Source organism: Pararcticibacter amylolyticus, assembly GCF_003130405.1.
In the GTDB taxonomy this organism is placed as follows: Bacteria; Bacteroidota; Bacteroidia; order Sphingobacteriales; family Sphingobacteriaceae; genus Arcticibacter; species Arcticibacter amylolyticus.
Window position 1 is genome coordinate 1 of sequence record NZ_QEAS01000032.1, and the last position, 12,752, is coordinate 12,752.

Annotated in this window: 10 protein-coding genes; 5 read left to right on the forward strand and 5 right to left on the reverse strand. The window is 41.7% G+C overall.

Features of this window, described 5'->3' with window-relative positions; all coding sequences use genetic code 11:
- The first annotated feature begins 296 nt into the window (after positions 1-296).
- From DDR33_RS23625 to glf, 4 genes are read left to right on the forward strand one after another with little or no spacing between them, the layout of a single operon-like run.
- Entirely contained in the window at positions 297-2,519 is a 2,223-nt protein-coding gene (locus tag DDR33_RS23625; protein ID WP_109418277.1) for a peptidase domain-containing ABC transporter, read from the forward strand.
- Positions 2,476-3,813 carry an HlyD family efflux transporter periplasmic adaptor subunit gene (locus tag DDR33_RS23630; protein ID WP_109418278.1) on the forward strand — a complete coding sequence of 446 codons (1,338 nt, stop codon included), beginning with the start codon at positions 2,476-2,478 and terminating at the stop codon, positions 3,811-3,813. The genes DDR33_RS23625 and DDR33_RS23630 overlap by 44 nt, the downstream gene beginning before the upstream one ends.
- Positions 3,814-3,825: 12 nt before the next feature.
- Positions 3,826-5,307, forward strand: a complete 1,482-nt coding sequence (locus tag DDR33_RS23635) for a TolC family protein (RefSeq protein ID WP_109418279.1) — start codon at positions 3,826-3,828, stop codon at positions 5,305-5,307.
- A gap of 5 nt (positions 5,308-5,312) precedes the next feature.
- On the forward strand, positions 5,313-6,428 hold the full coding sequence (gene glf / locus DDR33_RS23640) for a UDP-galactopyranose mutase (RefSeq protein WP_109418280.1): 1,116 nt from the start codon (positions 5,313-5,315) through the stop codon (positions 6,426-6,428).
- 71 nt (positions 6,429-6,499) lie between these two features.
- On the opposite strand, the gene DDR33_RS23645 is transcribed toward glf, so the two are convergent.
- Together DDR33_RS23645 and DDR33_RS23650 are read right to left on the reverse strand one after the other, a co-directional pair.
- Complete coding sequence (locus DDR33_RS23645) at positions 6,500-7,639, reverse strand: TlpA disulfide reductase family protein (protein WP_109418281.1); 1,140 nt, start codon at positions 7,637-7,639, stop codon at positions 6,500-6,502.
- A gap of 98 nt (positions 7,640-7,737) precedes the next feature.
- Positions 7,738-8,340, reverse strand: a complete 603-nt coding sequence (locus DDR33_RS23650) for a TetR/AcrR family transcriptional regulator (RefSeq protein ID WP_109418282.1) — start codon at positions 8,338-8,340, stop codon at positions 7,738-7,740.
- Between the two features lie 150 nt (positions 8,341-8,490).
- Between DDR33_RS23650 and DDR33_RS23655 the strand changes: the two genes are divergently transcribed.
- A complete protein-coding gene (locus DDR33_RS23655) occupies positions 8,491-9,228 on the forward strand; it encodes an adenylate/guanylate cyclase domain-containing protein (protein WP_109418283.1) in 738 nt (245 codons plus the stop codon).
- Between the two features lie 44 nt (positions 9,229-9,272).
- On the opposite strand, the gene DDR33_RS23660 is transcribed toward DDR33_RS23655, so the two are convergent.
- Genes DDR33_RS23660 through DDR33_RS23670 form a run of 3 tightly spaced genes read right to left on the reverse strand, consistent with a single transcriptional unit; the run spans position 9,273 to position 12,728 of the window.
- Complete coding sequence (locus DDR33_RS23660; protein ID WP_109418284.1) at positions 9,273-10,184, reverse strand: sugar phosphate isomerase/epimerase family protein; 912 nt, start codon at positions 10,182-10,184, stop codon at positions 9,273-9,275.
- Positions 10,185-10,204: 20 nt separating this feature from the next.
- Positions 10,205-11,536: a DUF4974 domain-containing protein gene (locus tag DDR33_RS23665; RefSeq protein ID WP_238387929.1), complete on the reverse strand. Its 1,332-nt coding sequence runs from the start codon at positions 11,534-11,536 to the stop codon at positions 10,205-10,207.
- 52 nt (positions 11,537-11,588) lie between these two features.
- Complete coding sequence (locus tag DDR33_RS23670; RefSeq protein ID WP_109418286.1) at positions 11,589-12,728, reverse strand: sialidase family protein; 1,140 nt, start codon at positions 12,726-12,728, stop codon at positions 11,589-11,591.
- Positions 12,729-12,752 lie beyond the last annotated feature (24 nt).

Consider the following 12,752-nt stretch of genomic DNA (forward strand, 5'->3'; position numbering starts at 1 on the left):
TATGGTATTAGCGGAGGATATTCAGGAGGAGGTTACAATGTGGGTGGATATTACGGAAGTAGTGGATATGGTATTAGCGGAGGATATTCAGGAGGAGGTTACAATGTGGGTGGATATTATGGAAGTAGTGGATATGGTGTCGGTGTAGTGATTCATTTTTAACAACACTTATCCGTGTATCGCGTAGCTCATAAATAGGCAGTAAACTCTCTTGTTAGTAGGAAACAACAAGAGAGTTGTAAAATTACTTACCTCTCATAGTTTCTTATCTAACTAGCGATTTACCGTCACACTCCATGTTTTTAAAGTCATTTCCTCACGAATACCAATTAGATGCTAAAGACTGTGGTCCTGCATGTCTGAAAATCATCGCTAAGTATTATGGCAAGTATTATTCCTTACAATATCTTCGTGACTTGTGCGGCATTACCCGTGAAGGAGTTTCTTTATTGGACATCAGCTATGCTGCCGACAAGATTGGTTTAAGAAGTATATCTGTAAAAGTCACAATAGATGATTTAGTTACGAGAATAGTCTTGCCTGCTGTTATCCATTGGGATAATAATCACTTTATAGTCATCTATAAAGCGACCAATAAAAGGATTTATGTTTCTGATCCAGCCAAAGGCCTGACTTCCTATACCCACGAGCAATTCAGAGAGAAATGGTACAAGAACGATGAACCTTATGGAGTTTTGATGGTCCTGGAACCGATGGCCAATTTCAAACAGATAGAAGCCCACGAAAAGATGGAGCGATTGAAGAGCTTCGAGAACCTCCTGGGTTACTTCACTCCCTATAAAAAGGCATTTGGGATCCTTTTTTTGATCATGTTTATCGCTACGATATTGCAAGCCTTCCTTCCCTTTATATCCAAGGCAGTGATTGATACCGGTATACGCACGCAGGATGTAAATTTCGTATACATGGTTCTGGCAGCCAATGTTGTTTTACTATTAAGCATTACCCTATCCAATATCCTTCGCGACTGGGTATTACTCCATGTTACTACTCGTGTAAACATATCACTTATTTCCGATTACCTTATCAAGCTGATGAAGCTGCCAGTGTCCTTCTTTGAAAACAAGCTGGTTGGTGACATTCTTCAACGTGCTTACGATCATGAACGCATTCGCCATTTCATTATGAATAACTCGTTGGGCATGCTGTTTTCCTCCATTACATTTGTCATTTTCAGCGCAATTTTACTGGTCTTTAATAAGACTATATTCTTTATATTTCTAGGAGGAAGCATCATCTATGTCCTTTGGGTGTTCCTTTTCTTAAAAGTCAGGCGTAAACTGGATTGGGAGTATTTCGACCTGCTGTCCAAAGACAGGAGCTATTGGGTAGAAACCATTGAAAATATACAGGAAATTAAGATTAATAACTATGAAGACACAAAACGTTGGAAGTGGGAAGCCATACAGGCACGGTTGTATAAACTGAATGTTAAGATACTGAATATCAACAACGCTCAGATGCTAGGCTCTCAGTTTATCAATAACATGCAGAACATGGCGATTACTTTCTTTTGTGCTATTGCCGTTATCAATGGGGATATTACATTCGGAGTAATGATATCAACACAATTTATCATTGGCATGCTTAACGGGCCTATTGGTCAGTTCGTAGGTTTTGTGCAGTCGGCACAATATTCCAAGATCAGCTTCATGCGCATCAATGAAATCCACCAACTTCAGGATGAAGACGATATGGTATCCATATCGGCCAATAGTATGGAATTGCCTAAAGATAAAAGTTTGAATGTCAGGAATCTTTCGTTTGCATATTCCCCACATGCACCACTAGTCCTGAAAGGTATTCACTTGAGAATACCCGAAGGAAAAGTCACAGCCATAGTTGGCGATAGCGGATGTGGGAAATCGACATTATTGAAACTCCTGTTGCGACTCTACTTACCTTCGTATGGCGAAATTTGTATCGGAGATATGAATATCAATAATGTAAGCTTACGCCAGTGGAGAGCCAAATGTGGTAGCGTTATGCAAGAAGGGAAGGTGTTTAACGATACTATCCAGAACAATATAGTATTGAACGAAGAAAAGGTAGACTATGAGGCCCTGAAGCGTGCTACAGATATAGCTAATATCTCTAAAGAAATAGAAACCATGCCACAAGGGTATCAGACCTTGATCGGAGAAATGGGGAGAGGTTTGAGCGGAGGTCAGAAACAACGCCTGTTAATTGCCAGGGCCTTGTATAAAAATCCCGACTATCTCTTTCTTGATGAAGCAACCAACGCACTGGACACCATCAATGAGCAAAAGATAGTGACAGCCCTAAATAATGTATTCAAAAACCGTACAGTCATTGTAATCGCACACCGGCTGAGTACAATAAAGAAAGCAGATCAGATCATTGTTATGAAGGACGGCTTAATAATGGAATTGGGCACCCATGACGGATTGATGGAAAACAGAAGACATTATTACGAACTAATACAAAGCCAATATGATCTTGAACCTATTGAAGTTACGGCCAAAGTCGAAGGATAGTTCAAAGCGGAGCGAAGAAGTCAGTGACATCATAGACCGTATGCCTACAGCCTTCAGCACGTGGATTGCGGTCGCTATTATTGTATTTACGATTTTGCTTTTTGTCTTTGGATGGTTCATCAAATATCCGGATGTAGTGACTGGACAGATAAAAATAAACTCCAGTATATCACCTGTTAAGCTGCCTGCCCATACATCAGGTAAATTAGAAATATTGGGATTTAAGCCGCAAGATCCTATAAAAGAAGGCGACTATTTAGCCATTATACAAAATTCAGCGAATACAACTGACGTACGCAACGTAGCATCACTGATTCACAACTTTGATCCGAATAGCCCGAAGCTATTTTCACGGGCTGTTATGTCTTTTCCGGAAAAGGTATCCTTGGGAGAGCTGAATATGAAATATTATTCGTTCCTGTCTTCATTGAAAAGTTTGATTGATTATTCTGAAGATAATATTTATGAGCAGCAACAGGTTGGTTTGACCGGCGGTATTATGTGGCGAAAGAAAATACTGGATGAAGCAAAGAATGCTTTAAATATATCGACCGAGAATCTAGAAATCTCCGAAAAATGGTTGAATAAATATTCATCGCTGAACAAAGATCTTATCACCACCTACGACTTTGAGATAGATAAAAGTAGGGTAGACTTTCTTTCCGCCAGGCAAAATAAGCAAAACCTAATAAAAGAAATCACCTCAATTGAGATGCAGATAACAGAGAGTGAGAACAGTTTGTCTCAACTGTCGGTAGAACGCCGGGAAAAGGAGAGGCAACTCCATCTCGATTTATTGGCTTCTTATCACGAGTTAAGCGACCAGATAAAACAATGGGAACAAACCTATGTTTTAAAAGCCCCATTTGACGGCCAGGTAGAATTTTTGAAGTTCTGGTCGAGCAATCAGTTTGTTCAAGCCGGGGAGGATGTATTCGGAATTGTACCAAAAAAAAGTATGGTGCTGGGGCAAGTGCTTCTCCCTGCTATGGGAGCCGGTAAGGTAAAAGCAGGTAGTGCTGTTTCAATAAAACTGGATGATTATCCTTATGCCGAATTCGGTTCTATAAAAGGAGTAGTAAAATCTATCTCCCTTATTACCAACGAATATAAAACATCACAAAGCAATATCAACACCTATCTGGTGATGGTGGATATGCCAGATGGATTGGTAACAAACTATGGGGACAAATTGAACTTCAAATACGAGATCGGAGGACAAGCAGACATCATCGTAAACGATCGCAGACTCATTGAGAGATTGTTTGACAACATAAAGTTTAATACCAGGTAAGGACACAACTATATGAAATTCTTTCTGTTAGTAGTAATAGGTGCAAGCCTTTGCAATTCATTCGTTTATTCTCAGAATAGGAAAAAGCTGGATTTATTCCAATGCATTGGCATAGCATCTGACAGTTCTTTGCAGGCTTTCATCGCTCAGAATTATTACCAATCGGGCTATTGGGAATACCGTTCATACCAAGCTGCTCGTCTGCCGTCCCTATCATTAAGAACGATTCCAATGCAGTATAATCGAAGTATTGTAAAACGATATGATTTTCAAGAGAACATTGATGTGTACCGAGTCCAGCAATCACTCTATTCATCCGGCGGTCTTATTTTAAGTCAAAATTTCGATCTTACCGGAGGTACATTCTTTGTCGATTCCGAATTAGGCTTTATAAAGAGCTACGGGAATAATAATAACAGGCAATTTAATGCCGTACCCATACGTGTTGGCTATTCGCAAGCACTTTTCGGATATAATAATTCTTGGTGGGAGCGAAAAATAGGACCTCTAAAATTTGAGAAAGAAAAAAAAACATTCCTGTATCGTCAGCAGGAAATCGCAGAAACTACCGTACAACATTTTTTCAACTATGTACAAGCCCAAAAAGAGTATGAACTGGCATTAGAGAATATGCTGTCAGCAGACACCCTATATACTATAGGGCTGGAACGCCAAAAGATATCAGCTATATCAGAAGCTGACGTCCTTGCTCTAAAATTGGATAAAATCAATACACAGAATACACTTAAAAGTGTAGAATTGGCACTGAAAGACGCAAGGTTCGCCTTCCTGACTTTCCTGAACCTTGATAAGAGTAAAGTGTATTCACTTGAATTACCAGAAAATACAGACAATATCCTTATTCCAATTGACAACGCTTTAACATATATAAAGAATAACAATCCGGATTATCTCAGCTATCAGCAAGAAATACTTGAAGCTGAACGGGAAGTAGAAAGAAGCCGGAAGTCCGTTTTCGATGCAAATATTTCAGCGAGTGTAGGCTTTAATCAGGTTGCAGACAACTTTGGCGGAGCATACGGCAGTCCTCTTCGACAGGATATCGTTACCCTGAGCTTCACTATCCCAGTTTTGGATTGGGGTGTGAGAAAGGGACGGATAAATATGGCTAAAAGCCATCTTGGCGTAAAAAAGCTATCCGTTCAACAGAAAAAGCAAAATATTGAGCAGGAATTGATTTCAGCTGTTGATAATTTCAATAATCAGAAAGGAATGTTAGGTTCGGCACAGGAAGTTTTATCATTAGCAAATGATGCTTATCGAATCAACAAGAAACGTTTTATCGTTGGAAAAGCGGATATGAGTACACTAATCTTTTCTTTAAACCGATACAAAGAAGCACAGAGAAACTATATAAACTCACTGAAATATTATTGGGCCAGCTATTATAAAATCAAGAAACTGACCCTTTATGATTTTGAGAAACACAGAGACATATCGGTATTATCAGAGTTGAAGACGAATAATTTCTAAGAAAAATGGGAAAGCACAAATATGACTATCTTCTGGTGGGGGCGGGGTTATTTAATGCCGTCTTTGCCCGTGAGGCAAGCAAACAAGGAAAAAAATGTCTTGTCATAGAAAAACGTGGTCATATAGGCGGCAATCTGTATTGTGAGAACATAGAAGGAATAAACGTACACAAATACGGCGCTCATATCTTTCATACCAGCAATAAGCATGTATGGGATTATATGAATGAATTGTGCGAGTTTAATCACTATATAAACTCGCCCTTAGCCAACTATAAAAATAAACTATATAATCTGCCTTTCAATATGAATACTTTTAATCGGCTATGGGGATTAAATACACCTGAGCAGGTTAAACAGAAAATTGAAGAACAACGGTTGAAGATTGATAACCCTGCAAATTTTGAAGAGCAGGCATTGTCTTTAATAGGTACAGATGTATATCAAAAGCTGATAAAAGGTTATACAGAAAAACAGTGGGGACAAGATGCCAAATCACTGCCAGCATTTATTATTAAACGTATACCCATACGTTTCACCTACAATAATAATTACTTTAACGATCCCTACCAGGGAATACCCATAGGTGGATATAATTCAATCTTCGAAAAATGTTTTGAAGGTTGTGACATCTACGCCAATACAGATTTTTTCGCAAACAAAGAGATAGTTAAATCAGCAAACAAAACAGTTTTTACTGGAATGATAGATCAGTATTATGATTACTGCTATGGACAACTTGATTACCGCTCCTTAAATTTCGAACATGAGGTGATGAATGTAGATAATTTTCAGGGCAATGCGGTTATTAATTATACTGAAAGAGAAGTACCTTTTACTCGTATTTTGGAACATAAGCATTTCGAGTTTGGAACTCAACCTAAAACTGTTGTCACTAAGGAATATTCTCAAGAATGGAGGGTAGGCTTAGAGCCTTATTATCCTATTAATACTGCTGAGAATCAAGAGAAGTTTGTTAAATATGAGATTTTAGCTAACCAACAAAAGAATATTTACTTTGGTGGCAGGCTCGGTGAGTACAAGTATTACGATATGGATAAGACGGTAGAAGCGGCTTTAAGCTTATTTAAGAAAATGAATGGAAGCCATGCCTATCGATGATACCGGGACAGTTAGAATGAAGTAGTATTTCAGGACGAGACATGACTGAGATTTAATACTTCAAGAACTATTTATTTTCCGCTGAAGATCTTTTCGAGCTCTTTTTCCAGGGTCTCCCCTCTCAGGTTTCGGGCAATGATCTTTCCTGCCGGATCAATCAGGAAATTAGCAGGGATCCCTCTTACACCGTACATCTTTGCAGCACCATTGTTCCATCCTTTAAGGTCGGACACCTGTGTCCAGGCAAGCTGATCAGTTTCTATCGCCTTAATCCAGGCTTCTTTCTGTCCGGGAGAATCCAGAGAAACTCCTAATACAGTGAAGCCCTTGCCGCGATATTTATTAAAGGCTGCAACTACAGTAGGATTCTCCTCCCGGCAGGGGCCGCACCAACTGGCCCAGAAGTCGAGCAAAACATATTGCCCCTTAAAATCAGACAGCTTAACCGGTTTACCATCGGGTGTATTCTGAGTAAAATCCATTGCCGCCTTCCCTACTTGCGTATTCTTAGGGGCTTCCAGTAAAGTAGAAATGTCTTTTGCTAATGGGGTTTGTTTTAAGGAAGATGAAAGGTTTCGCAATGCAATACCTGCTTGTTCCGAAAAGTCAGCCTCTGCTGCAATGCTTTGTAAGCTTATAAGGCTTATATACGAGTTGGGATGTTTTCCTGCAAAATCCAGATAAGCCAGGTTCATCTCCCGCACGATTGCCTTTTCCCTTCTGACCAGGGAATCAAAAATAGTTTTATCCTTTTGCTTTTCAGCCGGCAACGCATAATACTCTTTATTAAGTTCACTGAATTTCTTATTCGTTGGCTCGAGCATGGATTTTAGCACGGTATAGTCGGCGTTTACCCGCGATCCCGAAATTTTGGTATTCTTCAGTGAATCACTTGCAAGGAAGGTCATTTTAACGGGCTCAATATAGAACCGCATATAATCAATATTCTCTCCTTTCTCCTGCTTTTTCACATAGGGGTTCTTGTTTAAGAAGAGGCTCGCTGCCTCCGGGTATTGAATAGCCCCTTTAAAGGAAAAACTTCCATTTTTAACATTTGCAGAATCTGTACGCTGCTGATCATTCACATTATATACCAGGTATACTTTATCTGAATCTCTCAGGCCATCGACTTTTGCTTTTATTTCAAAGGCATTCTGTGCAGGCAGCAGGAACGGGCAAAGAACAAAGGAGAGCAGAATTGGAATACGCATACTACATTCTTAAGAGCCTCTAATATAGCAATTTTCAATTCCTTATCTGTCTCACATCATTTTTATATGATCGCTTAGAAAGCAAACCCGTGCCACTCTCAGCCGGCACTTGATCTAAGAGAATTTAAATATTCCTTAAAATTCACTAAAAACCCGGCATAACAGGATTCTCCATAAATCTTTCCGAGGTTACGAATACCTGCATAGCCGGAGATGATAAACAGTGCAACGTCTCCTTCATTCAGGTCGTTTCTTAATTGCCCCGAAAGCTTACCCTTTTTCAAACAGGCTTCGATCGCTTCGCGCCAATGGTTAGTTAAGTCAGCAAGGGCTTTACTAAACCCACTGTTCAACGGAGCCATCTCATCGATCAGATTAATTGCCGGGCAGCCATATTTGACGTCAAAGAAGGGATTGCCGAGCAGAAGCCCTTCCATCATCGAACAAATCTCATGAATGGAATCCATGCCGGCGCTGAGTGGGGCAATCAGAGATGCATACATTCCGGGGTACATGACCTCGCTGATCATGGCCAGTCCCATCTCCTCCTTATGCTTAAAATGATAGAAGAAAGCACCTTTCGTGACGTCCAGTGTTTTCAGTATCTCATCAACGCTCGTTGCCTGATAACCCTTTTTATAGGTAAGTTCAAATGCTTTTCTTAAAATGCTTAACCTGGTGGCCGCGGCCTTCTGTGACATATTCCCGATTTGCTTAAACAAAGGTAAGATTTGCCATGAAAGATCAATAATTGCCGCTATTCGTCACAGAAGGATCATGTTGCCATTTATTTTCAAATTATTTAAAATGTTTTAAGAGCTTGCGCGTCTACCAGAATAAATAGCCCGGTCATGAATAAAAATACTACCCCCGCATACTCCTCTCTCAGCAACACAGCACTGCTGACATTCCCTTATAAAACCGAAAGTAATGATACAGCATTCCTTTCGGCGGATTCCGACAAGGAACTTGCAATTATGTTCCTGGATATCAGAAATTTCACAGGACTGATGGAGACAAAACCGGCAAGGGAAGTTATACACGTGGTACGGAGATTATTCTCCATGTTCGGAAAGATAATCCAGAGCTTTAAGGGAACCGTAGTTGAAGTGGCCGGAGACAGTCTGTATGCTGTATTCGGTATGGGAAGTACGATTCAGGAAGCCATTAATGAAGGTTACCAGGCCGCTAAAATGATCTTTGAAACCATCGATCTTTTTAATGACACCTATTCTGACAGATATGACGGAAGACTCCTTGAAATCGGGATAGGCTTTCATACAGGTAATGTCATTGTAAGCCGTGTAGAAACCGAAAACCAGAAACAGCTTTCCGTTATGGGCTTTGCTGTAAATATCGCTTCAAGATTGCAGGCCAAGACGAAGGAATTAAACAACGATATGATCATTTCAGAGGAAGCATATCAACTGCTGAATGGGAAATCTGTAAATCATGAACAACGCACGGTAAGTTTGCAGGGGGTATCATCACGGCAACAAGTACGTTTGCTGGGTAAGCCGTATTACGGAAGCTTTTCACTGAGGGAAGAAGAAACCCACCTCAATTATATAATTGCTTATTCCGGATAGGAATCACCTGTCGGGCTCTTCATGACAATTATCATACAGGTTCATTATTTTCCCTGAAACACTTTCTTCAGGTAAGCAACATTTGCACTGAAATTCCACTTAACATTTGTCGGGTCTTTTTGGTCACGTGAACGTTCAACTACCAGCCAGCCCTCCCAGCCCATCTTATCGAGTGTCTTTTTGATCTTCTGCAAATCCACGGCAAGATCATTCTGAAGCCATACACCATCTTCATTGGTACAATGGATCATACAAATGCGCTTTTTTCCGAGGATCTTCATTTCTTCGCAAACATCCCTTCCTGCTTTAATGGGATTTGAAAATTTAAAATAGATCTTAATCGCATCCGATCCGACATCCTTCAGCAACTGTACTTCTGCACGAGCATCAAGGGTAGTTTCTATGCCAATGACCACTCCTGCCTGCTTTGCCATTTTACCGACAACCCTGAGCCGCTCCACAATAGCCGGGCGTAATTCCGGATTTTTCACCAGGTCGCCCTGGACACCCAGCGGAAGAAAGGCAACCTTCACCCCCATGGCCTTCATGGTATCAATACAATCTCCAACCATCTTCTGATAAGTCGGCCGTGTAGCGAAAGATTGTGCAAAGAAGCCCGTCATCGCCAGAGAAGGAATTTCAAGATTCAGTTCTTTCGCCTTATCGAGGAACTGCTGTCTCACCTCCGGGTCGGCAAGTTTATTATCAAAAGTCTCCCTGGCACCCAATCCCCCCATATCCACTTCCAGCCCGTCTGCTCCTATTTCTTTTGCGAGCTGAAAAGCACTAAGTTTCTGCCGCTTCAGGATCATCAGATCGACCACCGCTATCTTATATCTCTGTCTTTTACCCGGCAATGCCCATGCGAGTGCACCCGGCACTAAGAGCCCTGCGGAAGCCAAAGCTGTACTGGTGATAAAACTTCGCCTGCTTATGTTGTTGTTTTTGCTGGTCATTTGTTTCTGATCCCTCAAAACTATTTATCGAACATCTTTTCCAACTGAGTAAAATCTCTTACTGCATTAGCCGGCAGCTTTTCCCCTTTCTCTCCGAATACATACATGGCCGGATATTTTTCTATAGTTACAGGAGATTCGTCGATTTTACCATTTTTATCCTGTACTTTCCTGATGTCGAGATGAAAATGCCTGGCGATGAAATCGTACATGGCAAGGCGTTTACTCAATCCGTAATCATGGCCTTCTTTGGGCAAGTGCACATTCTCAACCTCTGATCCTTTACCATAAAAATCATACACCTTCTTCAGGTAAGGAAATTCTACCTGGGGCACCTGCTGCGTCCAGTCTTTCCCATCAGAAATAACCAGCTGAGGCCGGGGTGCTGCCATTGCAGCAATCTCGACGTTATTCGTGCCATTTCCGCATAAATGTACCCCCATACCACTTTCACAGGGACATCCGCCGCTGTGATAAGAAGACATCATAACAACCGGCACACTTAACCTGATCCTGTCATCCAGGGCTGTGATCAGCATGGTCTGGCTCCCACCACCGGAACCTCCTGTAATGGCCACCCTATTAGGATCGGCCTCTTTAAATGACAGGAGCCAATCGAGAATCCTGATACTGTTTAGTGCCTGAACTGTCATTGCCAGGCTTTTTCGGTGATCGGATGATTTGAACTGCAAGGCAGATTCGCCCCATGCAAACAGATCATAGCTGAAAGCTATTGCTCCCATCCTGGCCTGCATAGCGCAACGATACTGGCAGTCGGCCCTGTATCTGCCGTCTCCAAAATGCCCGTCGGGATTCAGGATAACAGGAATCTTCCCTTTTGATTTAAGAGGCCGGTATAATGAACCGCTTACATATACTCCCGGCAGGGTTTCAATTGCAACGTTTTCAATTGTATACCCATTCATCGTGCGTTTACCAGTAATGATAGGCTTACTGTGCGTTTTTGGAGGAAGGGGAGATAGTTTGAGCGCCTTCCACATACAATCACGCAATTCGGCTTTCCGCGTCTCCCAGGAAGGAACATCATTGAACCTGCTCCATAAATATTCGAGTTGCTGTTTGCCTTCTTCGGGCGTCTTTAAATGGTACTGATAATTCTGAAGCTTATACTTTCCTTCTCCTTCCTTCGTAAATGTAATATCCTGGGAAGACAGTATGTTAGACAGCGTTTTTTCAAGGTCAGGCCTGAAACGCCACCCGGCATAAGTTATCCACCTGTCTTTTACCAGATCTTCCGAATAGCGGATCTTCACATTAAAACGCTGTTCTATATCCGAGATCACTTCTTTAAGAGGCTTCCGGAACTGGTCATCGGCAGTTTGCGAAGACAAACGGGAACAGAAAAATGAAAAAAGGATTAAAAATGAGTATTTTAACATGAGCCTAATCATTCGTGATCTCTCCTCCGACAGGAGCTATATACCCCTTCATCTTTGGCCATACACCGTTTTTGATCTTTTTAAGTTTGAGTTTCGAAGGATCGATCACAGCATGCTTAATACGTTCTCTTCTCCATGTGTAAATCACATGGATCATCCCATCCTTACTCTGGATGATCGATGGGTAAGAATACTGGCTGATAGGTGAATCTTCAAGGATTGCAGCAGCATACCAGGTTTTACCATCTTTCGAGATCGAAAGGTTTAGAGGCGTCCTGGGACCTTTAGCCAGATCTCCGGGAGGCAGCACATGGTTGTAAATAAGGGCATGACGACCGTCTTTCAGGGTCACAGCATCAGTTCCCGAGTTATTATTCGGAAGATTGGTCTTCGACAAAGGCTCCCAGGTTTCGCCATTGTCATAAGACCATGATTGTAGTATTGCCCGGTTTCTGCTCCTTGCCAAAAGTTGCAGCTTGCCCTTACCATGATCCAGGATGCTGGGCTGAATAGCGTCAAGTCCCTTTTCAGCAGGAACAGGGCCAACCTTCCGGTAAGTCTTGCCAAGGTCGGAAGTAACTTCGAAATGTATCTGCCAGCTATTTCCTTCCTTGTTTCCTTCTGTACTGGTTGGAGCAAAAAGGTTTCCGTTGCTCAAAAGAACCGGTTTATTTTTTACAGGCCCGATATACCCTTCAGGTAAGGGATATCCCTGGGACCACGTCTTCCCGCCATCTTTGGAAGTTCTTACCCAGCCCTTCCATGTGGAGGGACTTGCTCCTATCTTATAGAACAGGAGAAGATCTCCGCCGGGTACCTGGAACAAAACAGGATTCCACGTAGGATATCTTTTATCCGGCATCACTCCGTCTGCCACATTCTGAGGCGCAGTCCATTTTCCATTCTCATGCCTGCTCACATAAATACAGACATCAGGATTACGTTCCTTGGTACCACCAAAAAAAGCAGATACCAGTCCCGTTGGTGTTTCCGCTATTGTCGCCGCATGAGCCTGCGGGAATGGTGCCGTCTCATAGATAAACTCATCCACAAGAATACCCTTCTTCCACGGCTTATCCTGTGCCGCAACTCCGCCAATCAGGCTCATCGCAACTAAACTTAATGTTATTAGTCTTTTGTACATATTTCTTTGCTTTCAGTTGTGAGT

Bases quoted from the DNA above. Each gene is read 5' to 3' on its own strand.
- DDR33_RS23625 (WP_109418277.1), top strand. From the start codon at position 297: ATGTTTTTAAAGTCATTTCCTCACGAATACCAATTAGATGCTAAAGAC.
- DDR33_RS23630 (WP_109418278.1), top strand. From the start codon at position 2,476: ATGATCTTGAACCTATTGAAGTTACGGCCAAAGTCGAAGGATAGTTCA.
- DDR33_RS23635 (WP_109418279.1), top strand. From the start codon at position 3,826: ATGAAATTCTTTCTGTTAGTAGTAATAGGTGCAAGCCTTTGCAATTCA.
- glf (WP_109418280.1), top strand. From the start codon at position 5,313: ATGGGAAAGCACAAATATGACTATCTTCTGGTGGGGGCGGGGTTATTT.
- DDR33_RS23645 (WP_109418281.1), bottom strand. From the start codon at position 7,639: ATGCGTATTCCAATTCTGCTCTCCTTTGTTCTTTGCCCGTTCCTGCTG.
- DDR33_RS23650 (WP_109418282.1), bottom strand. From the start codon at position 8,340: ATGTCACAGAAGGCCGCGGCCACCAGGTTAAGCATTTTAAGAAAAGCA.
- DDR33_RS23655 (WP_109418283.1), top strand. From the start codon at position 8,491: ATGAATAAAAATACTACCCCCGCATACTCCTCTCTCAGCAACACAGCA.
- DDR33_RS23660 (WP_109418284.1), bottom strand. From the start codon at position 10,184: ATGACCAGCAAAAACAACAACATAAGCAGGCGAAGTTTTATCACCAGT.
- DDR33_RS23670 (WP_109418286.1), bottom strand. From the start codon at position 12,728: ATGTACAAAAGACTAATAACATTAAGTTTAGTTGCGATGAGCCTGATT.